This window comes from Macrococcus carouselicus, assembly GCF_004359515.1.
Lineage (GTDB): Bacteria > Bacillota > Bacilli > Staphylococcales > Staphylococcaceae > Macrococcus > Macrococcus carouselicus.
In genome coordinates this window covers 269,224-292,849 of record NZ_SCWD01000001.1, presented here as the reverse complement: position 1 = coordinate 292,849, position 23,626 = coordinate 269,224, and the positions used below count along the sequence as shown (strand labels likewise).

The following is a 23,626-nucleotide window of genomic DNA, read 5'->3' as shown; positions in this document are numbered from 1 at the left end:
ATTTTACTTTAAACATAATTAAAAATGTTCGATTTTCAGGAGGAATCAGCATGACAGCAAAAGTATTGGACGGGAAAGCGATTGCACAGGAATACCGTGCAGGTCTTCAGCAGGAAGTTGAAAAGTTAAAAGAACACGGTGTGACGCCTAACTTGACGGTCATCCTGGTCGGTAATGACGGCGCGAGTCAGAGCTATGTCAACAACAAGAAGAAATCCGCTGAAAAAATCGGTATGGCGTCAGAGATCGTCAAAATGAGCGAGGAGGCAACAGAGGAGGAAGTCCTGACTGAAATCCGCCGCCTGAACGAAGACACGGCTGTTCACGGCATTCTAGTGCAGGTCCCCCTGCCACAGCAGATCTCCGAGGAGAAAGTGCTGGAAGCCATCGACCCTAAAAAAGACGTGGACGGCTTCAATCCGGTGAACATCGGCCGTCTGTACGCTGGAATGGAGACCTTTATCCCGTGTACACCGCTCGGTATCATGGAGATCCTGAAGAATGCGGATATCGACCTGACAGGTAAAGAAGTCGCGGTCATCGGACGCTCACACATCGTCGGCCAGCCCGTAGCGAAATTACTGACCGACGAAAATGCGACAGTGACGTTACTGCACTCACGCTCTACAAACATGAAAGAGACGCTGAAACGCTCTGACGTCATCGTCTCTGCAGTCGGCAAGCCGGGTCTTGTCACTCAAGACGACGTCAAGCCGGGTGCCGTCATCATCGACGTCGGTAACACAGTCGTTGACGGCAAACTGACAGGCGACGTGAAATACGACGAAGTCGCAGAAGTCGCAGGTGCCATTACACCTGTCCCGGGCGGCGTCGGTCCACTGACCATCACCATGGTGCTGAACAACACACTGCTCGCAGCGCAGCGCTCAGTCAAATAAAGTCATCCGCCTTCCCTTGACTTTTCTGGCCTCATCAGTCTTGAAAGTCCTTATAACCACAAGAACCCCGGAAGCTCATAGTGAGCTTCCGGGGTTCTTTGAATTTATTTCTTTGGTTTGGTTGAGTGGAGTGATGGGTGCGGATTTTCAAGTTCAGGGATGGCACCTTCGACATGGACTTTAGATTCATATTTGAACTTACCGTCGCCTGCAGGTGTCTTGCCTTTCGCCCATGAACCTTCAGCACTTTCCTCTGAGCTTGCTGAATGGTTATAAAGAGAGAATGCGATGTCTTCACGTTCCAGTTTACGGTCGAATGAACCTGGTGTGATCTTCCCTTCTGCTTCTTCAAGTTCAGCAATCGCCTGCAGCCACAGGTTCTGGTGATAAGAGTCACGTGCGATCAGCACAGCAAGCATATCTTTAAGGCCTGGGTCATCTGTCATCTCGTAAATACGGACAGCTTGTGTACGCCCTTGTGATTCTGCGTTTAAATTGGCACGGAAATCAGCAAGTAAGTTACCGCTTGAGATGATATAGCTACCATTCCAAGGATTGCCGACACTATCCGCAGGACGTGCGTTCATTCCTGCTACAATCGCATGCTGCGGGTTCATACCGCTGAGAATCGCTGCAGTCGCAGGATCTTTCATCGCTGCTTCCTGATGCTCGATAGACGTACCGTCCAGCAGACGACCCACCATTGTTGCCAGCATCTCGATATGACCCAGTTCCTCAGCACCGATATCGAGCAATAAGTCTTTATATTGTTCATTACCTTTTCTGACACCCCAGCCCTGGAACAGGTACTGCATGGCAACACTCATCTCACCGTACTGACCACCGATCAACTCCTGGACACGTTTCGCCATCAATGGATCCGGCTTAACGGGTTTAGCTTCAAACTGTAGATGTTTATCATGTAAAAACATGGTATTCCTCCTCTTATTTTATTCAAAAAAGACAGACTGCGGATGCAGCCTGTCATCGATTATGCTTCTTTCTGTACCATTCTTACTAATACACGGGCAATGGCTGATTTCTCTTCGCCTTCAGCATTGTTCCATAATTCATTTAATACTTTTTCTTCACGGTTCTTCGGTTCTTCATTCTTCGCTAAGAGGTCAGCTACTTTTTCAGCCGCTTTCGCAATTGCTTCGTCACTGAAACCTAAGTTCTCAGCTTTTTCTACTTTGCTGCCTAAATAACTTTTGAATTGATTGAAGCTTTCTAAGATCTGATCTTTGTCATCTTGGCTCATGTTGTTAACTGCTTGTTCTGGATTAAGATTTGACATATTGAACGCCCCTTTTTAAAGACCGAAGTCTAATTTATAACCGTATGGGTTATATAGAGTATATAACCGGAAATTTTATGAAATAAACATTAATTTTATTCTTTATGTCTGGAATTTAAGAAGACTATCTCAATCCACTCAGTCTATCCTCAGAACTTAGTTCTGAGGGTTTTCAGATTAAACGGTGATACTCATCTTAGGACCGAACGGCTCAAAGTGAACCTGCCCGCGAGAGATACCCATTGCATCCAGTGTCGCAAGTAAGCCTTCCATAAAGCCGACGCTGCCGCACATATAGATCTCTTCACTGCCCTTTAAGATTTTCTCTAATTTCTCTTTCGTCAGACGACCGTTCGCTTCTGAGTAATTGAAGTAGAACTGGACGTTTTCCTTATGATGGAACTCGGCAATCTCGTCTTTGAACGGGACTTCATCGCGGTTATAGGCTGAATGGATGAACTTGATGTCCTTGCCTTTTGCCGCCTGCTCGTGCAGCATCGCCATGACAGGTGTCATACCGACGCCGCCGCTGATGAACGCAAGCGGTCTGTCAGTGTCAGCTACCACAAACTCGCCTGCCGGTGCTGATAACAGGATCTCGTCCCCTTCTTTCACACGGTCATGCAGATAGTTGGACACTGCACCTTTGACATCACCCTGCACATCACGTTTCACTGCAAATTCAATTCCTTGTGATACATCGGTATGACAGATTGAATAGTGACGCAGCATATCATTCGGATCACCTTCCGGATGAACTTTGACCGTAATATACTGGCCGGCCACGACCGGTTTCAACTGAGTAGCGTCCACAGGCTTTACAACGAAGGATTTGATATGCGCCGACTCTTCTTTGATACGCACCACTTTGAATGGTTCGAAGCCCTCCCATGCCGCTTCTTGATAGAGTGCCGCCTCCATCTGAATAAAGACATCGGCAATCACACCGTAGGCCTCAGTCCAGGCATTGATGATCTCAGGTGTCACTTCTTCACCCAGCACTTTTCTGATGGCATAGATCAGGTTCTCACCGACGATCGGGTACTGTTCAGGCTTGATTCCCAGCGCTCGATGCTTATGCGCGATCTGATTGACGTTCGGAATAATTGCTTCCAGATGATCGATATGCTTCGCAGCTGCCAGCACTGTCTGAGCAAGGGCAGTCTGCTGACGACCGAGTTTCTGGTTTGCTTTATTGAAGACATTAAACAGTTCCGGATGTTCTTCAAACATATGGGCATAGAAGACGGATGTAATCTCTGTGCCATGCTGCTCAAGGACAGGCACTGTTGCTTTGATGATTTCTCTGGTTTCCTGTGATAACATAAATAAGTCCCCCTCAAAGATATATTTTAAATACACCTTTATTCTATTCTTATTTCTGCTCGTGTACCAATATAAATGAAATAACTTTGAAAAGTTGTCACATTTGCATTTGCCGAAATTGTCACGTCATAATATGAGAATGTGATTTATAATAAGAACTAAAGGAGGTCTGTCAAATGAAACTGACCTTGTATTCAGACTATTCGCTCCGCGTACTCATGTATCTGGCCTCACAATCACAACTGACCCAGATCGATGAAATCGCCCGCTTCTATAATATCTCGAAGAATCATCTCACTAAAGTCGTTCATAACCTGGCGCTGGAAGGCTATATATTATCCGTCAGAGGACGCGGCGGCGGCATCAGGCTGAACAAGAAGCCGGAGGATATCAATATCGGCACACTAATCCGTAAGACAGAGGAACATTTCAATCTGGTCGAATGTTTCAATCCCGAGACGAACACCTGTCCGATCATCGGCAAGTGCGGCCTGCAGTCAGTACTCGGTCAGGCGCTTTTCGCCTATCTCAATGTGCTGGATCAGTACACGCTGAAAGATATCACCCCACACATAAAGACACCTGTCTGACAGACAGGTGTCTTTTCAATATCCAATATTCTGAGCAGCCCCTCTCCTAGCTTCTACTACGAATCAGCCGGCTGATAAAGAGAAGTGACAAGATGGCGACAAGCAGCAAGAGCAGCCAGGAATCTGACAGCACTTTCATCTTCTCCCATATCGATTTCTCGTCCATAGGCTGCGGCAGGACCGGATGCGGCGTTATTTTCTTTCCCTCTTTCGTAGTCCGCTCGGCATAGATGAGCAGGCGCTCTGCTCCTGACGGTGTACACGTGAGAAGTGTGAGGACATCTTTCCCTTGTCTGACCGCCAGCGCTTCCACTTTGTCGGGCGTCACAATCACACGGTCATACACTTTATAGTACAACGTCTCTTTAAAGTTATTGATGATCACCTGATCGCCGTTTTTCAGACGGTCAATATGCGTGAACCACTCATGGTAAGGGGAATAGCTGTGCGCGGCGAGGACGCTGTTTGTCGAGCGGCCGCCGACGGGATAGCTCGTGCCTTCAACACGTGACACACCGCGGTTCAAGTTTTCCGGCGTCGCTTTGTCGTATACCGGGTAATGCAGGTTCAGCGTCGGAATCTTCACAGTCGCGATCACGTCATCGGAAAACATCTGTTCATCATCACTGTCATTCTTCTTCACTTTTACTGCCGGCGCTTCAATCGTCTGATTCATCGTCATCTGCCGGTTGTACTGCTCAAACTGCATATATCTATTCTTCTGGTCGTCGGAGTCCACCTGAAAACGTTTATTCAGCGCTTCAGACTCCTGCGACATATCATAGTTATAGTACACTTTCGCAGCGAGGGGATAGAGACAGATAAAGAGCCCTGCACAAAACAGCACGACAGCAAGCCACTTGTTCATTACGTTACCTTCTTCTTCCGCTTATTCCACAGACGGTACAATAAGTATAAGATAAGCGCTACAGCAAGACCAATCAAGTAATTTTTGTAGACATTCAGGAATTTACCCCACCACGGTTCCTGTGCCGCCTCATGTTTCTTCGCTTCTTCAGGCGTATACGGCACGCGGTGACCGGTGACAATCAAACGGTGCGAGTTGATCATGTACGGCGTGCAGGTGAGCAGTGTCAGCTGGTCCTTGCCTTTCACAATCTTCAGCTTGCTGAAGTCATTCGGCTCGATCACGTCAATATGGTCGACTTTATAGGCAAGAACCCCTTTAATATTATGAACATAGATCATGTCGCCAATCTTCATCTTATCAAGATCCGTGAACAGCTTTTTGTCCGGCAGACCGCGGTGACCCGTGATGACGCTATGCGTTGACTCCCCGCCGACCGGCAGCGACGTGTTCTCCAGATGACCGAGCCCTTCCTGCAGCACCCGTTCAGTCGTCCCCGCAAACAGCGGCAGATCCTGATGAATCCTCGGAATCTCAACGTGCCCCATCTTCTCATGGACTTCCAGCATCTTCGCATACTGCCGCTTACCCGCCGCTTCCTCTGCCTTGCTGTATGCATCGTGCAGCACTTCGTTACCACTGAGTGATTCATTATAGGCCCTCGCCCTGTTGATCCGTGCGTCAATCTCCTTGTCAGACAATAACTCCACTTCTTTATTGAAGTCGTTCACTTCAGTCCCTGATTCATAATCATAATACACAGCGCTGATCATCGGGTAGATCAATATACCAAGACCAATAAGAAATATAAGGGCAAATATTAAATTAGAAAGACGATGATTCTTTTTCTTTTTCTGTTTTTTCTCGGAGCTCAAAATGACTCTCCTCCTTATAAAAAATAAGGCAGACTAAAGTCTACCTTATTATTATATAGTATGATATTAAGCTTGTTGTCTTCTTCTTAATAATACGAACGCAAGTACCATTAATGCAAGACCTACAACAGTGAAGATCACTGTACCGATACCACCTGTATAAGGGATTTCAGTCTTTTTGTTGATGACTTCCTGTGGTGCAGCACTTGTTAACTGAGCCGCAGTAGGATCTGCATAGTAAGATGTTGCATTTACTGTGAATGATGTTTCAGGATTAGTCGGTAATGTATAGCCTGCTGGTGCTGTTACCTCTTCAATTGTATAGTCAGTTGCACCTTTATTGTTAGAACCATCTGTACCGTAAGATAGTCCTTTCACTTCGAATGAACCATCTTTTTTAGAAGTGAATTTTGTTGCCGCATCTTTGCTGTCAACCCAAGTTGTATTCAACTTAGCATCTTGAACTAAATATTTACCGGCTGCATTTTTAACAACGAATACAGCTCCTTCAAGATTAGTACCTGAACCATTTGTTTTAACAAACTTCTTACCACCAGTGTAAACGATAGGTGTATCAGTGGACGGTACTGTTGGCGGTGTCACTGGTGGATTCTGACCACCAGGCTCTGTCGTCGTACCATGACCGTTATCAAATGTTAATGTAGCATTATTTTGAATAGGTAATCCCATGACTGCTGTGTCATTGATGACTGTCGGGATGAAGATATTCAGCTTAGCGGAATCTCCAGCAGCAGCTAATGCCTGACGCCCTGCATCAGTGAAATCTATTACGACTTTGCCATCGGTATTAGAAACAGTGTAGTTGTCTGCTGCAAGTTTAGTTCCATTTACTTCTACATAGACTTTATCAGTTCCTGCAAATGTTAATTTTGAATCAATGGTATCTGTAACAGTAAACTTAGTATACTCATTGATACCTTTTGGTACTGACGGTTGGATGATCCAGTTGAAAGATTCGCCTACTGCAAATGAAGCTGATTTAGTACCATCTGCTTTGACGTCTTTATCAATCGTCGGTAAGTCTTGTAATGTATTTTTCGGGAATACATGTAAATCTGTAATGTAACCATTACCCGCTTCATTTGTAATCGGTAATTCAAGACCGAAAGGAACGGCGTTTGATGTTTTAACTGCAGTACTTACATCTTCAATGAACCAGTAGAAACCTTCAGCTAAGTTTGAAGCTGTCGTCGTACCATTTGCTGAAGTTTTAGCAGTTGTACCTAATTTAGCCCCCACTAATCCTGTTACTTCTGACTCTGTATCAAAGCTGCCAGGTGCTGCTTTCATTGTTGCTAATTGATCCGGAGTGACTTTCCAGTAAGTAAATGAAATATTGGAGATTGGTTGAGAACCAGCTGGCGCTGTACCGTTGACTAACTGATCATAGGTTGCTCTTTTTTCTGATGAACCGGTCACTTTGTGAATAGTCAAATTAGTTGCAGGACTTGCTGCGAATGCTTTACCGAACGGAGCTACTATACTTACTAGTAATGCTAATACTAAAAACAGGGACAAACGCTTAAATAATTTTGACATAAATGCCTCCTAATAATTTTATAATTTATCTTAATCCGCAGATGCGGCTTAATTCATATGTGCAAATTTTTTCCTTGAAAATAGTGACGCTATAATGACTAAGATGCCAATTATTGAAAACCATAAAGGTCCTGGCCCACCTGTATTTGGTAATACTGCTGAATTACTTTGGTTAGCCACCTTTACAACTACTTTAGTGGCAGATGTCACATCTATCTTCACAGGTGTTGTTTTCAGCTGGTATCCAGCTGGCGCCTTTGTTTCTACAAGTGTGTAACTACCAAGCGGCAATGCACTGAACAATGCCTTACCATCTGTGCCAGTCGTCAATGTCACTACTTTACCTGCCGAATCTCTCAGTTCAAAAGTAGCTCCAGCAAGCACCTTGCTTTCATCACCACTCTGATGTTTGATGACCTCAATAGAACCGAGTACCTTCTTATTGATGACCTTGAAGACATTGGTGCCTGAGTAAAGCACGCCGTCAACTTTGATGTCGCCGTTACTTGCAATAACAACCGTATATGTCTTTGGATCTTTACTGTAGTTCGACGGTGCTGCAGTCTCGGTTAAGGTATACGTCCCTTTCTTCAGGTTATCGAATTTAACCAGACCGTTTGTACTGGAAGTCTGAGTCATAATCTTTCCAGTTGAATCTTTCAGTTCAAAAGTAGCACCGCCTAGTGGTGTATTAGAATCACTTAATTTATTGAAAGTGAAACTATACACCGGACTTACTGCTCTAGCTTCAGGAACGGGGTATTCTCTTAATTCAGTGGAATTTGCAGTTGGCTTTAATGTTGTAGTTCCATTCATCGGGTACCACTGATTCTCAATAAAGCTGTCATCAGTCACCCGCAATTTGACTTTATAGTTAATATTGACCCATTCTCCTTTACCTAAGTTCAGATTAGGAATAGTAATTGTACGTTTTGCTGGATCATATACTGGGACTACTTTGCCATTAGAGATTAAGGCAGGATCAGATGCTGTCAATGTGTAGTCTGAAGCATCAAATACATTATTGCTGCCTAGATTCAAGTCGTACATTGGACCTATAGGATCTGTAACGACACCATTATCTATGCTTTTCACCGTTCTCTGAGCAATGTTATTCAAAATATTCGGCAAATCTTTAGCTGTGTCAGTGGTTATGAATGCATTACTATCTTTTGATGCAATATTGTAAAGAACTTTATTCATTTCATCAGGCGAAGCAAAATCAGTTTCCTTATTAGTATCTAAACCAATCGAGAAAATGTTAAATGTTGGATTTTCTTTTTTGATGATTTTAGCTTCTGATATAGTCGGTTGTCCATGATTGGTAATGTTAATCGTGTTATTGATAGTATAGCTATAATTTCCGTACTTAGATTGTAATGGATAGACTGCGCCATCTCCTATTCTAGTGTTGTAGTCAAAGCTTGTAATATTCTCAGCGTCAGTAGCGGCTATACCTTTATAACTGAATGTCGGTGCCCCGTCTGTAAGGACAATCATCACTTTATTAGGATTCGGGGAACCTTTTAAAATTTCTGCCCCTTTATTAATTCCGATTTGAGTATTTGTATGTGCTGTTCCGGTAAATCGGGCGGTGCCAGTTTGGTAAGTTGCAGGAATATTAGATTTGATTGTTGCAGCATTATTTGAGAACGATGATTTGCTCACTATATTAGATGCATAGTTTACAATTGCAATGTTAGTATTACCACTTACTGTCATCTGATCAATAAACTTCTCTACACTCTGCTTCATGTTAGTCCAACGGCTTACTCCGTTAGCGTTTGTTGTACTCATACTTTGCGAGTTGTCAATAACAAATACAATGTCTAAAGGCGTAGCTTTTGTAAATTCCCGACCTTGTGTTTTCAAATCAATTGCATATTCATTTGATGTATTCGTAGGCTGTGCCGCTTTCCATTGGAATGATTCATTATATTCAACGGGTTGCGGTACTCTATTTCTGTAAAGACCACGCTCGTCCCAGCTCATATCAGAAATAAGGCCCTTATAGGTGGGGCTTGGTTCAATGATTGTTGTACCAGTACCAGGAGTCCCTGTACTAGTAGCGGCAAGGACGGTTGTAGTTGCTGTTTTCGTGCCAATAGTAGAAACTGCTTCACCAGTAATGACAGTTCCTGCACTTAATGGACGATATAGTTCTACAAAATACAAACCATCAGGAGATACTTTCGTACTACCAAGCACTGTTCCCATTGAATTTTTAAGAGTAACCATTGCGCCTGGTTCTGCAGTACCCGTCACATAAGTTTGATTGCTATAAACACTATTTATAGTCATAGCCACTGAACTAGAGACGGTAATATTTGTTGGATCACTTACCTGTTTGTTTGTTTCAGTTGAAGTAACACTTAAAATTGTCCCTGCCGGTTGTTTAGGGATTGTCACTGAGTAATTACCTGAACTATTAGCAATGGTCGTTGCTAGTTGTGTTGTACCTTTCATCACATTGATTGTAGACCCTGGTGCTGCCGTTCCTGATATCGCTGTAGATGTAATGGACACAGGGTTCACAACAGGTGCTGCAGATTTTTCCTTCAGTGTAAAGGTACCAGTCAGATTAATCGATATATTCGCAAATACAGAATTAGATGAATATGTCAATACAGGCATAGTTAACGAATATGATGGTTTATTAAGGGCTGTAATGGGTGTAGAAAACTTCAGAATGGTATCATCAGGGTTTAGTTTAAAAATTTCAGTCGTACCATTGCTGTAACTGATTTTTCCAGTGGATGAAGGATTCGAATAACTGTATGCCATTGTTGTTGGCAGCGAGATATTAGTCACAACTAGATTTTTAAGAGTTGAATTGTAAGGAGTTCCGGTAGGATTAGTAAAAGTAAAAGTCCAGTCGATTTTACTTTGATCTGATGACATAACGCCTTCCAATGTTCCTTTGTAGTTACCATACTCATAAGTATTGCTTGTGTACGTATAATCACTTGCTGAATAATTGGTTGCTGCCAGTGCCATAACAGGTGCTGATGCAAAACTCATACTTCGGAATAAGCTGACCTTAGGTGCTGTATAGACAATAGACTTCTCAACCGGTGCTGTTTCTTCTGTTGTCATTGCTTCTTCGGTCGTCGCTTCTTCTGTTGTCGCTTCTTCTGTCGTTGACTTCTCCGTCGTTGCCTCTTCCGTCGTCGCTTCTTCTGTCGTCGACTTCTCCGTTGTCGCTTCTTCTGTCGTCGACTTCTCCGTTGTCGTTTCTTCTGTCATTGCTTCTTCTGTCGTCGCTTCTTCCGTCGTCGCTTCTTCCGTCGTTGCCTCTTCCGTCGTCGCTTCTTCCGTCGTTGACTTCTCCGTCGTTGCCTCTTCCGTCGTCGCTTCTTCTGTCGTCGACTTCTCCGTTGTCGCTTCTTCTGTCGTCGACTTCTCCGTTGTCGTTTCTTCTGTCGTTGACTTCTCCGTTGTCGCTTTTTCTGTTGTCGCTTCTTCTGTCGTCGGCTCTTCCAATTTCGTCAGCGCTATGTTGTAGTCATTGATCTTTTTATCATAACCTTCAACATCTGGAACGCTTACTTCGTATGCAATTTTCTGTCCTTGTTCATCATTTAGAGGCAGTTGGTCGGCAACATATGTTTCAGCATCTTTATCCACTGTCATTGAGTCGACCGCTTCTTTCGTCGCCTGATTAACAAATTCAATCGTCAAAGGTTTACCGGTCTCATTAGTCACTGTCCCTTTGACTTCAGTCGTCATGTAGGTCTGCTCGATATCGAATTGATTGACCGTCGTCTTATAGTTACCAAGCGGCTTTGTCTTCACTTCATATTCAATCGGTCTATTGTCATCAGTCAGCTTTCTGACATCGCTGAAGCGGTAAGTGGACTGCTCCGGCTGAATGGTCTGCTGCTGAATAACTGTTCCAGTTGCCTTATCGATAAGTAAGATGACTGTGGGCGGTGCTGTGATTGTGTCAGGTACATGCTGATAGCTGATATGACCTGTTAACTCTGTCAGTTGATAGAACGTATCAGTTGCTGTTATCTTAGCACCCGCTTCACTCGTACTGAGCGTGAGTCTGAAGTTTTTGTCCTCATTCAGTATTTCTGTAGATATCTCCACAGCTACCGGCTTGTCCAGCTGCGTGAACTCGAGGGTATATTCATTGTCCGCAGTATCTGACTTAACTGCTGTAATTCCTTCGGCTGTCAACAGGGCTTTAAGCTCGCTGTCGTTCACTTGATGACCGCCTTCCAGCTTCAGCTTGACAGCCCGTTCTTTCCACGTGCTGCCTTGCTGGTTGAATAGAAGCTTCCAGTTTAGACGGTCATTCGTTTTTCCATTTTCCTGCACTGCTATTATTTCCGGTTGATCAGCGGAGGAGGTCTGAGTGCTGGCCAATGCTATGTTGTAGATACTAGTTGATAATGACATATTCAGCAACAAGGCAATCATTATATAGATCACACCTATTTTTTTCATAGCTTCCCCCTTTATAATATGTATATTTAGGATATTAACATTCTTAAATTCAATATGGCAATACTATTTTTTTAAAGTAAATAAAACTCTATTCATCAATTTATTTATTTAACTAAATTTAACGCAATATAAATTATACAAGTATAACAACTATATGATATAAATAATATCCATATATTAAATCTCTAGATTTACCAGTTACTTTCCACTATTTATTTTTCAGTAATTATCTGCCTTGTTCAATACTTATAATAATTTTCTTTATTCACTAATATTTCATTCGGAATACGAAATATAAATTAACATTTAACTCTTTTTGTTAACTTTCGCTGAAAACGACAATTAAGATCAATTTTATTAGATGCATATTTCGAACTGCTCCTATTTCTGCTGGTCATAATCCAATCATGATAATTGTCACAATTTAAATCCGAAAGTGAGCATAAAAAAACAGAGCGAGATTGCTCTGTTTTCTCTTACTATTGACTGTCTGGTCAATCCTTGCTGGCGCTCACAATCCGCTGAAAATGCAGTCGCTGAGAACAGTGTCCGCTAAAACACCATAGCCGTGGACACCAGAAACCTGTTACTTCACCAGCAGCGTACAATTCCTCAATCAGCTCTCCATTCTGATGGCAACTTGATGATTAAGGTCCGACTGAATACCCTCTAATGTCTCGCGGCTGATGACGTTGAGTTCAACAGCGATCAGCGGACGCCTATACAGAAGCTTGTAGGGTATGACCGTACAAATGAATTTGTCACCGAGAAAATGACGGGTGCAATTGATCGCCGTAATCTGCGGATCGTTACTGAAGGGGTTATCCACCTGTATATCGCGTGATTCTATCTGACGGCGTAGCTTATCATAATCAATGAGCTCATGACCGACAAGCTGATTCACCTCTCTTACAAGCGTTTGAAATGACTGAACAGACATGCTAGATGACCCTTGATCATCAAAAGCAGATATAAAAAAACAGAAACCCTCTAGAGGATTCCTGACGTAGAGTATGTCTCAGAAATATGTGCATTCACAATATCATGAATCATTACTACTCAATACACTATTCTGTTTTTCCTTCACCCTATATAATAGAATGAAAAAATAATATAACAGTGAGGCATACTATGATCAAAAAACTGACGGTAAGTCTGGCACTACCCACGCTTCTATTTTCAAGTCAAGCCCATGCTGTAGAATCCCATTATTATTACGACGGCTTAGGGCCTGCCAATCTTGCGACAGGCTACACACTGGCGAAGTCAACCCCTAACTCATCAGTCATCATGAAAAGGACAACGAACAGCAATACATCCCCGCTACAAAGCGGTCCGTTATATCTCTAATGAAGACGGCTGGGCCGGTCGCGGTATTGTGTCGATGGGTACCGGTTTTGTGATTGATGACTACACAATTCTGACCAATGCGCACGTTATCGATAATCAAAACGGCACAAAATCAAATGTCAGTTATGTCCGCTTCATGATGAACCGGGACGGTGCCAATATACCTTATAACTTCAAGATCAAGGATATCGTTAAGATTCCTTATGCAGATCTTGCAGTACTCCACACGACCGTCAAATTGTCTAATTACGTCCGACCGCTTCCGCTGGCCCCTGACTGGAAAATCATGAGCCTGAAGAAAGGCACCCCTCTTTACTCAGTGGGCTACCCTTATCATGGCACAGATGATTATACACAACGCTACTGGAACCAGGCCATGTTCCTCGCGCAAAGTGCCAACAAGACTGAGCTGATCATGAAAGATAAATTCAGAGCAGGTGCTTCAGACTCTCCGCTTGTAGACAGCAGCTTCAACGTCTATGGTGTCAGTGTCAATAACGACTTAAAAATCCTCAAAAACCATGGAATAAAATTCCTCATTTATTACTAAAGTTGAACTGGGACAATCCCCGCCTGTTTTTTCTCTTTCATTCTGAAAGCCTCCCCCTTGATGTTGAATGTGACTGAATGATGAAGCAGGCGATAAAGAATAGCTGTTGCCAGTACATCATCACCGAATACTTTTCCCCATTCGACATAGGATTTATTTGAGGTGAGTATCATGGCGTCACGTTCATATCGTTTAGATACGTCTGAGAACTTATTGGCAGTCAGCTCATCGAAGGAGAAATAACCTAACTCATCAACGATGAGTATATCCGGCTTACTCATACGATTGATGAAATAATGTAATGTATCTTTTGCTGATCCAGGCACACCTTCACAGCGTGGTCTTAATGAACATTGAAATGGAATGCTCAGAAGAAATGGACTCGATAAAGAAATAGATTTCAATTCAGTAACTGATAATTATATCATTCAGGTGGCTCATTCACTCAATAATCGTCCCAGAAAATCGCTCGCCTACAGAACCCATTAAAAGCTTAAGATGATTCTGATTATTCTCACAGGCATTTGTAAGGTAAAAATCATCTGGATATGAATCATGATTTTCCATATAAACCAATCTTGACACCTGACTTTGTTTTTCTGAACTTTGCCTAGTGATAGTGATGAAGGTTCAGGGGTAGTGTACTTGAGTCAATGATCTTCAGGGTGTAGTAATCTTTCTCTTTTGATTAAAGTGCGTCTCCATCTGGATTTGGTCTAACAGCTGACTGAAGATATCCTTAAAAATCTATGTAAGAACGTCAAATAGTTCTCTACTGAGCTGAGGATAGCTTATAGTATCAAAACCTAAGGTTGTCTGAAGTTTCTCTGAAAAAAACACTATCACTGGCAGCACGTAGACTTTCGGTCTCAAACAGCTGTGAATATAATAGGCGTTTAATGAATGCACAGGCATCTAGTTCCTTTTCATGGCAATTTAAGTTTAAGATTCTTACCTGTTGAGAAATTTTCTTGAAAGGTAATTTTTAGTTTTCTTATTACTTGAAAATATCAATATGAGCAACCGATTATATTGAGTTATTGAATGTAGTGGCTATTACCTCTACCATTATCAGTCAGTGCACCTTACGTTCCCTGTTTAACTTGTCTCTTTGAACGTGATACTTCATTTTAAACTTGAACAGCAGACTGAACCTCAATAGAACTGTTTAATATTATATAGATACCCCTTAGCTTTTAGAGATCTATCCACTTATATAGGCCAAAACGATAACCCCAATTACGGAGAAATTCACGTTCCCAGATAAACTGTCTATCTTTTCGTTGGTACCATTTTTGTCCTTTATTATTCAAAGTCCCTACATAGCATAAAGTAAAATGATCAGGTACTACTCTGTTGAATACGAGCCGTGTCCTTTTCACATGATAATCACTAGTCACTATTACAGCCCGATTAAAATTATGTTCAATCATCACATTTTTGGCTATTACAGCATTCTGATAAGTGCTGGTCGCTTCATAGTCAATAATAAGTGCTGTTTCTGGTATGCCTAATTCAGTCGCTTTATTAACTGATAAGAAATTATTGAACTTATCATCTGTTACAGGTGTTAACAGGACCTTCTCACCATATCCCTTATGATATAATCTTGCGGCCTCTTCCAATCGCCCTGTGTCTCCGTTTAAAACGATGATGATATCAGAAGGTTCAGCACTTTCTCCTGCAGGAAAGATGATACTCTCTCCTATAATGAAGATTATAAAAAAGAGAAAGACAATTAACACATACATTAATTTTATCCGCTTCATCATAACCTCTCTTCATATTGTAAATATTTCTTACACTTTTATTCTAGAAGATACCGTCACATTAAAACAGGAAATCTATATTGACAGGATAGATTTCCTATTCTACTCCTATTCATTTGAGAATAGTTCTCATCCATTCTTTAACGACATCTGTCTTCTCTTCTGTTACTAATGAAATAAAATAAGCAAGAATCATTAGCCACATTGAAAATACAATTGATATTAAATATAATTTCATACTAGGCTGCATTCTTTCCCCACCCCAAGAACAATGAACTGCAAACATAAACATGATAATTGGATAATGTATTAAGTAGAGTGTATAAGAGAAGCCAGAAATAATTTTAGCCGTTTGATTGTAGTAGCATACAAGTTTGCTTGAATAATGAGTAGAATCCATACAGTGAATCAGGCAATACAGAAAGAATGTAAAAGGGATTGCAACTATTATATCATCTAAAAAAGCGACACCTATTAAACTCATCCTACCTACAATTAAGCTAAATATAAAACTCATTAAAGATACAATAACCAGAATTTTTTTTGTACGTACCCGCCTGATAGGTAGTGGCGGCAAAACTAACAATAGAAAACCTAGTAACCAAATTAGATAATAAAGTCCGATTTTAATGCCAATTAAAGCAAATATCATAATAATAAGTGTCGTATAAATGCTTTTCATCTTTTTTGAGATATCAGAAGTCAAGACAAATAATGACAATGGAAAAAGTATATAGTACCAGAACTCATAACTCAGACTCCATAAAGGCCCATTTGTTCCGAAAGTCTCTGGTATACCTTTTTGAAGAAATAATAAGTTAATCAACAGGGTCTGAATGTTCAGTCGTGATTCAAGTTGGTAATCAAGAAAATGATAATTGAAATAGGCCTTACCGATTGTATCGACTATTCCACCAATTAATAAGGCAGGTATCAGCACAATATAAAGTCGTGTCAGACGATTAATTAAATAATTTTGCCAAGTGAAACGACAGGTCATAACAGATTTCAGTACACTATTTGAGATAAAAAAACCGCTCAGGACAAAGAATATAATGACTGCTTGATGACCAATACCTGTGATAGAGAATAAAATGAACTGTATCACATTCTGATTTGTGACATCATCATAACCGACAAAGAAAGTGTTCCTGATGTGACTAATCAAAACCAGTATAGCAGCAATTCCTCTAATAAAGTCTAGGTGCAGTGATAATTGTGCAGTAAATAAGTCGTTGACTTTCTCGAAATTTCTTTTAAGATTCAAATTCTCACATCCTTGAGTGTAACTCTACTCAGCTTATGAATTTCTTTATACAGACCCTTTACCTTGAAGTACCTGAATAAGTGTCATTCCTATTATTTTAAAGTAAAGCCAGACGGACTCATTATTCACATAGTAGATATCATACTTAATTTTAAGCCCATGATTGATTTCACTCCTACCATTAACTTGCGCCCAGCCTGTGATACCAGGTTTTACTTTGAGACGCTTCAATTGCTCAGCATCATAATATTTTGTGATAGCTACTATCTCTGGACGAGGACCAACTATACTCATTTCACCTTTTAAAACATTAAATAACTGTGGTAACTCATCTACAGAATATTTTCTGATCCATCTTCCTACTTGTGTAACATTAGGGTTGTTGGATTCAAGCGTCTTGAAAATAAAATCATCTGGCACACGCTGCCCAAAATAAGCATACAGATCTTCAACTCTCTCACTAGGGAGTTGTTGTTTTTTTACTTTCATCGATCTGAATTTATAAATCTCAAAAGGGATATTATTAAGACCACTGCGCTGCTGCTTAAAAAGTATAGGTCCTTTATCTTCTTGTTTAATCTTATATGCCGTATAAGCAAGTAGAGGTGTGAATGCTACAATAGCTGTTAAACTAATAGCTATATCGGCTGAACGTTTAGTAACTTGGGTGAATTTAGACTTTAAATCTGAAAAAGAAATGCTATTCTGATTCAGTGCACTGATTTTCATCAATTATCCCTCCTTATATCTTCAACTGAATTCCCATCACTTGGTTTTTACGCTATTTGTTAAGACATTTTTATATTTTTTCAATGCTATAAGTACATGACGCGAGGTAAGGGCAAATGCACTTAATGAATTAAAGCCTAATTCCTTAAACACATAGAAGGTCATAAAAAATGATTTCAATTTATTACCTGACTTTGAAGTCGTCTGAAAACGATAAAGAAGAAGCGGTTCATTGATACCATAGGCTATTACTCCTGTTTTGAGTATATTAAGCCACTGATAATAGTCTTCATGGAAATTATAAGCATCTTCATGAAAAGGCTTCAAATAGTTTTTCTCAACTACTACTGATGAACAGGGGATATAGTTATGTTTCAATAGCTTTTTATATTTAACCTCTTCAGGTAATTTCAATGTAGATTGTCCTAATACTTCGTTATGCTTGTCGATATAAGTCAGATTAGTGAAGCTGAATGAACCTTTTTTTGCCTGCAGAAGTGCTATCTGTTTTTCAAGTTTAGTCGGTTGCCAGATGTCATCGCTATCTAAAAATGCGATAAAATGGCCAGTACTCGCTGTAAGACCATTATTACGTGTAACAGATACACCGGAATTTACTATATTTTTTATATAATTAATCCGGTTATCCTGTTCAACATAAGTTTTTATAATAGCGGCAGAACAATCAGTTGAACAATCATCAATCACCAACAGTTCCCAGTTGCGGTAAGTCTGATTGATAACAGAATTAATCGCATCTTCAATAAATAATTCCGCATTGTACGCAGGCATAATAATACTGACTTTATCCATTTTCCCCACCTTCTTTATCTTGTTTTCTCGTGTCGGCACCTTTCATCATCATTTTATAAGCTTGAGTGAAAGTAAATTGATTCTCTTTATAGAGAGAACGATGTCTAGCCAGAAACTGTAAAGCAAGTAATTGATAGTATTGAGTGCTTATTTCATAGAATAGCGCACCTTTATTAGTAAAGAAACTTTCATCATGCCCTGTAAACCATGTGGATTCTTGATGATTAACTTCAGCAATTTTAACAGGATATGAATAAACTTTAAGACCCTTCTTAAGAAAATCAGTTATAAAGATAGAATCCTCTCCATGGGAATAACGAGCACCCCCTCCATACTCAAGTGAAAACTGTAAATTATTTTTCTTAACTGATTCTGTTCTTACAGCCATTTTATAAGCTGGATATCTGAATGAATTATACCATCTAACTTGTGCTCTCTTCGTTATAGCTTTATCTTCACGCTGATCGTTGATGCTTGGTACTTCAAAAACAATCATATCTGCATCCGGGAACTCCTCAAAGGCTTTTATAATTATTTCTTCGTAGTTCTGGACATATACTAGATCATCATCAGCAATCACCGAAATACTCCCCGTACTTTCACTTAGAGCAAGATTCCGACTTTTCCCGACACCTCTTTCTTTTTTTGAAATGAACTTAATAGGATATCCTTTAAAATCGAAATGCTCTCTTTTTTCAATGTCATCTTGATTGATAATTACTGCAGCCGAACTGATATTCATTTTCTTCAAAATCGAATAATCCCGTTGATACATTGTTGACACTAATACACATACATTTTTTTTAATCATCACGTTTTCTCCTATCCTCTTTTTAAATACTTTTTTCTGATTAGCTGTAATATATAGTCGATATAATTTACTTTAAATAAAACTATGGTATATATATAAATAATTATTATTACAATCAGATGAATGAGTAATTTCGAAAAGTCAGGACCGCCAGTATATGACAAGCTATATTTAACTGCTATAACAGGAACAAGAATCGCTACTAATATTTTTAGAAAATTGATGATAAGAGAACCAATCTCAATAGTTCCTATTTTTTTATTTAATTTAATAAACAGCAATACAATCGCAATAGTTTCGGCGATGGATGTTGATACTGTAATTCCACTTAATCCGTAAAAACGCACAAGTATCAAGCTAAGTGATATATTAATCAGTAATGTATATACACTGTTAACCATTGGTGTTCTAGTATCTTGAAGAGCGAAAAAAACTCGTGTAAGGACTAAATTAAGTCCTGCACTCACCATTCCTATTGAATAATAAAGGAACGCTGAGTCTGTTAACTGAATGGCCTGTTCTTCAAAAGCACCGTGTCCATATAGTAAACCGATGAGTTCTGTTGAGTAAAACGCACATACTACTGTTGCAGGGACAATCAGTAACATAACAGATATAAGTATCTGATTAAGCGAGCTTTTTAAGCCGCTGTAGTCATTCTGAGCAGCTTTCTTTGATATCTCAGGATAGAAAACAGTAACAAACGATGCTACCAGTATGCCAATAACTGAAACATTGATAGTATTTGCATAATTGAGCGCTGATACCCCACCTGTTGTGACACTTGAAGCTAACGTCCGATCTATAAGATTATTAAGTTCCAAAACACTGGCGCCCATAATAACAGGTAGTGTCAATTTGAAGGTTCTTCTGATGTATTCATCTTTAAGACTAAAGGTCCATTTGAAATAGAATCCTTTGCGCACCGCAAAGTAAACAACTATCATCAGCTGGGCCATCAATGCGATAAGAACAGCACTTGCAAGGATAAGATCACTTTGAAGACGATAACTGAAGAAAATAAAACTAATGAGAATCAGGTTAAGAGGTAAACCAATCAGTGAAGGAATATTGAACTGCTTGTTATAATTCAGATATTCACTTAAGATTTTGATAACGAGAATCAGATACAGACCAAATATGCTAAAGCGAGCATAGAGAATGGCTCTTGTAAGGACATCTCCTGCAAAACCTATGGCGAACAGACGGACAATTGGACCTGTAAATATTAATCCTATGACGACCATCAAGGAGACTAATATGAGTAAGATATTTATAAGTTGGTTTGTAAAAACAACGCCTCTATTTTTATCTTGTTCAAATTCGATTCTTGATAGCATAGGAATATAACTGGTAGCAATTCCCGCTGCGATTATCCCAAACGCTAAATTTGGAATTGTATACGCCACTAAAAAAATATCACTTGTAGCACTGGCACCATAATAATAAGCAAGTACTAAATCCCGAAAATATCCTGCGATTTTTGATAGGATCGTAATCACCATCAATGCCAATACTGCATTTTTCATTATTTTACCTCTTTTAATCAATTATTTTTTATTGTAATAATTGTTCTTCTTCAACCGACGCTTCTTCTGAGAAAGTCCCTTTAAATCTATATTCCATGACCATCAGGATAAACAGCGTCACAAATAGCCAGTACATGGCCGCTAAATATCCTCCTTTCTGGAAGTTCAGCATGATAAAGATGATGCCAACATAGGGATTGTAATAGAGCAACAAAAAAGTAAAGACGGTATAAGCTATAAAAGCGATCAGTCCAAGATCAGTTAAATAGTATGCATAAATATTGAATATCTCAGGTGCATTCCCTATACCATTGCCGGTGAAAAGCGTGTCAAGATGGATGTAATCCCAACTTCCTGCTAAACGAGAAGACGAAGAATCATCTGCGCCTGAAGTGATACTCTTCGTTCGGTCTACAATAACGTGCTCAATCATATCCCAGAAAAAATAAATAAAGCCAAGAACGACAAGTAAGAGACCATATATTCTAACATCTGTAAACAATCGCCCAAGGTTAAACCTTTTTATATTGTAGAGCAGTATAACCATCATAAAGATTGCATATGAGCTATAAGAAAGTGTTAGAACTAATGACAAATAAAGTAATGCCATGATAGATTTATTTGGTTGAAATCGACTAAATAATAGTGTTGTCATCAGGATATTTAGATAGAAGCCATAGTGAGCAGGCTCATTAAAAATACTTCGTGCACGTATCAGAATTGTACCAATACTATAATACGTATAACTATTTTCATCCTGTCTGCCGAATGTCCAGAAGAACTCATACGGTAATGGCAGTTTAAGAGTCAGTACTAAATAGATATAGAAACCAATCAGCATAACAATAACACTGGTATACATTGCAATAGTCAATAATTGATTATAACTTCGCGTTGATTTCACGAAGCTACAGAAAAGTATTAAATATATTAAATAAATACTTAGCTTTATAAAGGAGATAGCAGCTGCAATTAAATCAAATGTCTGATTCAAAAAAATATTAGCGATTATATTAATCAGAATATAAATCAGAAAGAAGATGGCGATTATAAAATACCAGAACGGCAAAACGTTTATTTTCTGATCTAAAAAATAAAATCCTAAAAATATAATAGACAAGATGACTATTATATCGCTGAAACTGATAGGGCCTACTTTCCAGTCACCTAATATAAATGCAATGTTAAACATCATATAGATGAATGAAGTATAAATAATCGGAGCACGTGAACGAACTTTGTCATTCTTCATATAAATTCACCTTTAATAATATTAGTCATCCTAATTATAAATACTATCTATATTTTTTTAGCATCTCTTCCATGTATGTTAACACTTCAGCTTTTAAGGGTGATTTGAGTGCATATTCAAGCGTAGTCGTTACAAATCCTAGTTTATCTCCTACATCGTAACGTATTCCTTCGAACTCCATCGCATAGACTTCACGATAATGGTTCAGCTTCTCAATAGCATCCGTCAATTGAATTTCCCCTCCAGCACCAATTTCCTCTTTTTCCAACTCATCGAAAATATCAGGTGTTAAGACGTAACGGCCAATGATAGCCAATCTTGAATCAGTCTCATTATTCTGTGGCTTCTCAAAGAGATTACATACTTTGTATATTCTATCTTGCCGTTCATTATATTCTACGATACCATAGCGTTTTACATCTTCTTGAGGCACTTCTATCACACCGATAACAGGACTTTTCTTCTCTTCATAAACTCGAATCAGCTGTTGAATGCCTGGTGTAAATTCACAATCTACGATATCATCTCCTAATAACACAGCGAACGGTTCATCTCCAATGAACTGTTTGGCTGTATAAATAGCATGCCCCAGTCCCTTTGGTTCTTTTTGTCTGACATAAAAGATATTGGCAAGATTTGTTGAATGTTCTACTCTTTCTAGTAACTCTATCTTACCTTTCGCTTTCAAATTCATCTCAAGTTCCGTCTGATTGTCGAAATGATCTTCAATCGCACGCTTATGTTTCCCCGTCACTATAATGATGTCCTCAATGCCAGATGCAACTGCTTCTTCGACAATATACTGAATAGTCGGTTTATCAAGAATCGGCAGCATTTCCTTTGGCATGGCCTTCGTGGCCGGCAAAAATCTTGTACCTAAACCCGCTGCAGGAATAATCGCTTTTCTTACTTTTTTCATGTTACACATCCTTAACTATTAATTTAAGAAGCGTTGGCACTTATATCAATTCTGATCATTATAATAGTAATAATAGCTTTCGTTGGTATTTATTTTTTTGTTATTAAGAACAATTCCGATGATATTAGCTTTACTATTCGTTAAACTTTCTTTTGCCTTTTTCAGTTCGTCACGGTTGTTAGCTTGGACATTGGTAACCAGAACAACTCCATCCACAAAGCGGCTCAGTATGGAAGTATCTGTTACAGACAAGACGGGAGGTGTATCAATAATGATGTGATCATAATGTTCTGCCAAGAGAATCAGTAGATTCTGCATTTTTTTGGATTGCAGTAATTCTGCAGGATTAGGAGGAATGGGCCCGGCCATAATCAGGTCCAGATTTTCATCTGAGGTTTTTTTAACTATTTCATTAAGTGATAAATCACTAACAATCAAGGTGGATAAACCAGTGTTATTTGTCGTCTCAAATGAATAATGAATAGTTGGACGTCTTAAATCAGCATCTATCAGGATAGTACGCTTGCCTGTCTGAGCAAAAGCAAGTGCCACGTTAGCCGCAGTAGTCGATTTACCTGCACCAGGAGCAGCAGATGTAAAAATCACTTTCTGTACAGGATGATCAATGGCTGAATAAATAATATTGGTACGAATCGTACGATACTGTTCACTGACCGGTGATTTAGGATGAGTCTTAACGATTAAGTTACGAGGTTCTGCGATAAACTTTGATTTTTTATTTCTTTTATTATTAAACATCATTGGTC

21 protein-coding genes and 2 pseudogenes are annotated in these 23,626 nt (G+C 39.8%); 5 read left to right on the top strand and 18 right to left on the bottom strand.

The window, feature by feature from the left end; genetic code table 11:
- Positions 1 to 50: 50 nt before the first annotated feature.
- Positions 51 to 899: a bifunctional methylenetetrahydrofolate dehydrogenase/methenyltetrahydrofolate cyclohydrolase FolD gene (gene folD / locus ERX40_RS01475; RefSeq protein WP_133416724.1), complete on the top strand. Its 849-nt coding sequence runs from the start codon at positions 51 to 53 to the stop codon at positions 897 to 899.
- A 104-nt stretch (positions 900 to 1,003) separates the two neighbouring features.
- Here the strand turns inward: folD and ERX40_RS01470 are convergent, their stop codons facing one another.
- The 3 genes from ERX40_RS01470 to ERX40_RS01460 form a co-directional block, all read right to left on the bottom strand.
- Positions 1,004 to 1,831 carry a manganese catalase gene (locus ERX40_RS01470; protein ID WP_133416723.1) on the bottom strand — a complete coding sequence of 276 codons (828 nt, stop codon included), beginning with the start codon at positions 1,829 to 1,831 and terminating at the stop codon, positions 1,004 to 1,006.
- Positions 1,832 to 1,890: 59 nt separating this feature from the next.
- The gene (locus ERX40_RS01465; RefSeq protein WP_133416722.1) at positions 1,891 to 2,196 is read right to left on the bottom strand and encodes a DUF3243 domain-containing protein; all 306 of its coding nucleotides are present in this window, start codon (positions 2,194 to 2,196) and stop codon (positions 1,891 to 1,893) included.
- Positions 2,197 to 2,373: 177 nt separating this feature from the next.
- Complete coding sequence (locus ERX40_RS01460) at positions 2,374 to 3,522, bottom strand: globin domain-containing protein (protein ID WP_133416721.1); 1,149 nt, start codon at positions 3,520 to 3,522, stop codon at positions 2,374 to 2,376.
- A 176-nt stretch (positions 3,523 to 3,698) separates the two neighbouring features.
- On the opposite strand from ERX40_RS01460, the gene ERX40_RS01455 reads away from it, so the two are divergent.
- Positions 3,699 to 4,112, top strand: a complete 414-nt coding sequence (locus ERX40_RS01455; protein WP_133416720.1) for an RrF2 family transcriptional regulator — start codon at positions 3,699 to 3,701, stop codon at positions 4,110 to 4,112.
- Between the two features lie 46 nt (positions 4,113 to 4,158).
- Here ERX40_RS01455 and ERX40_RS01450 read toward each other — a convergent pair whose 3' ends face one another.
- From ERX40_RS01450 to ERX40_RS01430, 5 genes are all read right to left on the bottom strand, one after another.
- Positions 4,159 to 4,980: a class C sortase gene (locus tag ERX40_RS01450; RefSeq protein ID WP_133416719.1), complete on the bottom strand. Its 822-nt coding sequence runs from the start codon at positions 4,978 to 4,980 to the stop codon at positions 4,159 to 4,161.
- Complete coding sequence (locus tag ERX40_RS01445) at positions 4,980 to 5,855, bottom strand: class C sortase (protein WP_243712886.1); 876 nt, start codon at positions 5,853 to 5,855, stop codon at positions 4,980 to 4,982. The genes ERX40_RS01450 and ERX40_RS01445 overlap by 1 nt, the downstream gene beginning before the upstream one ends.
- Before the next feature lie 66 nt (positions 5,856 to 5,921).
- Positions 5,922 to 7,415 (bottom strand): SpaH/EbpB family LPXTG-anchored major pilin, encoded by a 1,494-nt coding sequence (locus ERX40_RS01440; RefSeq protein WP_133416718.1) that lies wholly within the window; start codon positions 7,413 to 7,415, stop codon positions 5,922 to 5,924.
- 48 nt (positions 7,416 to 7,463) lie between these two features.
- Complete coding sequence (locus tag ERX40_RS01435) at positions 7,464 to 11,870, bottom strand: SpaA isopeptide-forming pilin-related protein (RefSeq protein WP_133416717.1); 4,407 nt, start codon at positions 11,868 to 11,870, stop codon at positions 7,464 to 7,466.
- A gap of 616 nt (positions 11,871 to 12,486) precedes the next feature.
- Positions 12,487 to 12,810: a hypothetical protein gene (locus tag ERX40_RS01430; protein WP_133416716.1), complete on the bottom strand. Its 324-nt coding sequence runs from the start codon at positions 12,808 to 12,810 to the stop codon at positions 12,487 to 12,489.
- 179 nt (positions 12,811 to 12,989) lie between these two features.
- Between ERX40_RS01430 and ERX40_RS11160 the strand changes: the two genes are divergently transcribed.
- Both ERX40_RS11160 and ERX40_RS01425 read left to right on the top strand, forming a co-directional pair.
- The gene (locus tag ERX40_RS11160; protein ID WP_165980619.1) at positions 12,990 to 13,220 is read left to right on the top strand and encodes a hypothetical protein; all 231 of its coding nucleotides are present in this window, start codon (positions 12,990 to 12,992) and stop codon (positions 13,218 to 13,220) included.
- A gap of 34 nt (positions 13,221 to 13,254) precedes the next feature.
- Entirely contained in the window at positions 13,255 to 13,770 is a 516-nt protein-coding gene (locus ERX40_RS01425; RefSeq protein WP_165980618.1) for a S1 family peptidase, read from the top strand.
- Here ERX40_RS01425 and ERX40_RS01420 read toward each other — a convergent pair.
- Positions 13,767 to 14,057 (bottom strand): annotated as a pseudogene (locus ERX40_RS01420) (ATP-binding protein); the annotation flags it as partial. The gene ERX40_RS01425 and the pseudogene ERX40_RS01420 sit on opposite strands and share 4 nt — an antisense overlap.
- Positions 14,058 to 14,070: 13 nt before the next feature.
- Between ERX40_RS01420 and ERX40_RS11405 the strand changes: the two are divergent.
- Positions 14,071 to 14,259: pseudogene (locus ERX40_RS11405) on the top strand (IS30 family transposase); the annotation flags it as partial.
- A gap of 707 nt (positions 14,260 to 14,966) precedes the next feature.
- Here ERX40_RS11405 and ERX40_RS01410 read toward each other — a convergent pair.
- The 9 genes from ERX40_RS01410 to ERX40_RS01370 form a co-directional block, all read right to left on the bottom strand.
- Positions 14,967 to 15,539 (bottom strand): YdcF family protein, encoded by a 573-nt coding sequence (locus tag ERX40_RS01410; protein ID WP_165980617.1) that lies wholly within the window; start codon positions 15,537 to 15,539, stop codon positions 14,967 to 14,969.
- A gap of 112 nt (positions 15,540 to 15,651) precedes the next feature.
- Positions 15,652 to 16,806 carry an acyltransferase family protein gene (locus ERX40_RS01405; RefSeq protein ID WP_133416713.1) on the bottom strand — a complete coding sequence of 385 codons (1,155 nt, stop codon included), beginning with the start codon at positions 16,804 to 16,806 and terminating at the stop codon, positions 15,652 to 15,654.
- 45 nt (positions 16,807 to 16,851) lie between these two features.
- Positions 16,852 to 17,535: a sugar transferase gene (locus ERX40_RS01400; RefSeq protein WP_133416712.1), complete on the bottom strand. Its 684-nt coding sequence runs from the start codon at positions 17,533 to 17,535 to the stop codon at positions 16,852 to 16,854.
- Positions 17,536 to 17,571: 36 nt separating this feature from the next.
- Positions 17,572 to 18,348, bottom strand: coding sequence for a glycosyltransferase family 2 protein (locus ERX40_RS01395; RefSeq protein ID WP_133416711.1), 777 nt, complete (start codon positions 18,346 to 18,348; stop codon positions 17,572 to 17,574).
- On the bottom strand, positions 18,341 to 19,159 hold the full coding sequence (locus ERX40_RS01390; RefSeq protein WP_133416710.1) for a glycosyltransferase family A protein: 819 nt from the start codon (positions 19,157 to 19,159) through the stop codon (positions 18,341 to 18,343). The genes ERX40_RS01395 and ERX40_RS01390 overlap by 8 nt, the downstream gene beginning before the upstream one ends.
- 11 nt (positions 19,160 to 19,170) lie before the next feature.
- The gene (murJ, locus tag ERX40_RS01385) at positions 19,171 to 20,688 is read right to left on the bottom strand and encodes a murein biosynthesis integral membrane protein MurJ (protein ID WP_133416709.1); all 1,518 of its coding nucleotides are present in this window, start codon (positions 20,686 to 20,688) and stop codon (positions 19,171 to 19,173) included.
- Between the two features lie 28 nt (positions 20,689 to 20,716).
- Positions 20,717 to 21,940, bottom strand: a complete 1,224-nt coding sequence (locus tag ERX40_RS01380; RefSeq protein WP_133416708.1) for a hypothetical protein — start codon at positions 21,938 to 21,940, stop codon at positions 20,717 to 20,719.
- A gap of 43 nt (positions 21,941 to 21,983) precedes the next feature.
- A complete protein-coding gene (gene galU, locus ERX40_RS01375) occupies positions 21,984 to 22,859 on the bottom strand; it encodes a UTP--glucose-1-phosphate uridylyltransferase GalU (protein WP_133416707.1) in 876 nt (291 codons plus the stop codon).
- 45 nt (positions 22,860 to 22,904) lie between these two features.
- Entirely contained in the window at positions 22,905 to 23,618 is a 714-nt protein-coding gene (locus ERX40_RS01370) for a CpsD/CapB family tyrosine-protein kinase (RefSeq protein ID WP_133416706.1), read from the bottom strand.
- Positions 23,619 to 23,626 lie beyond the last annotated feature (8 nt).

Coding starts and splice junctions, on each gene's coding strand:
- folD (WP_133416724.1), top strand. CDS start 51: ATGACAGCAAAAGTATTGGACGGGAAAGCGATTGCACAGGAATACCGT.
- ERX40_RS01470 (WP_133416723.1), bottom strand. CDS start 1,831: ATGTTTTTACATGATAAACATCTACAGTTTGAAGCTAAACCCGTTAAG.
- ERX40_RS01465 (WP_133416722.1), bottom strand. CDS start 2,196: ATGTCAAATCTTAATCCAGAACAAGCAGTTAACAACATGAGCCAAGAT.
- ERX40_RS01460 (WP_133416721.1), bottom strand. CDS start 3,522: ATGTTATCACAGGAAACCAGAGAAATCATCAAAGCAACAGTGCCTGTC.
- ERX40_RS01455 (WP_133416720.1), top strand. CDS start 3,699: ATGAAACTGACCTTGTATTCAGACTATTCGCTCCGCGTACTCATGTAT.
- ERX40_RS01450 (WP_133416719.1), bottom strand. CDS start 4,980: ATGAACAAGTGGCTTGCTGTCGTGCTGTTTTGTGCAGGGCTCTTTATC.
- ERX40_RS01440 (WP_133416718.1), bottom strand. CDS start 7,415: ATGTCAAAATTATTTAAGCGTTTGTCCCTGTTTTTAGTATTAGCATTA.
- ERX40_RS01435 (WP_133416717.1), bottom strand. CDS start 11,870: ATGAAAAAAATAGGTGTGATCTATATAATGATTGCCTTGTTGCTGAAT.
- ERX40_RS01430 (WP_133416716.1), bottom strand. CDS start 12,810: ATGTCTGTTCAGTCATTTCAAACGCTTGTAAGAGAGGTGAATCAGCTT.
- ERX40_RS01425 (WP_165980618.1), top strand. CDS start 13,255: ATGGGTACCGGTTTTGTGATTGATGACTACACAATTCTGACCAATGCG.
- ERX40_RS01410 (WP_165980617.1), bottom strand. CDS start 15,539: ATGAAGCGGATAAAATTAATGTATGTGTTAATTGTCTTTCTCTTTTTT.
- ERX40_RS01400 (WP_133416712.1), bottom strand. CDS start 17,535: ATGAAAATCAGTGCACTGAATCAGAATAGCATTTCTTTTTCAGATTTA.
- ERX40_RS01395 (WP_133416711.1), bottom strand. CDS start 18,348: ATGGATAAAGTCAGTATTATTATGCCTGCGTACAATGCGGAATTATTT.
- ERX40_RS01390 (WP_133416710.1), bottom strand. CDS start 19,159: ATGATTAAAAAAAATGTATGTGTATTAGTGTCAACAATGTATCAACGG.
- murJ (WP_133416709.1), bottom strand. CDS start 20,688: ATGAAAAATGCAGTATTGGCATTGATGGTGATTACGATCCTATCAAAA.
- ERX40_RS01380 (WP_133416708.1), bottom strand. CDS start 21,940: ATGAAGAATGACAAAGTTCGTTCACGTGCTCCGATTATTTATACTTCA.
- galU (WP_133416707.1), bottom strand. CDS start 22,859: ATGAAAAAAGTAAGAAAAGCGATTATTCCTGCAGCGGGTTTAGGTACA.
- ERX40_RS01370 (WP_133416706.1), bottom strand. CDS start 23,618: ATGTTTAATAATAAAAGAAATAAAAAATCAAAGTTTATCGCAGAACCT.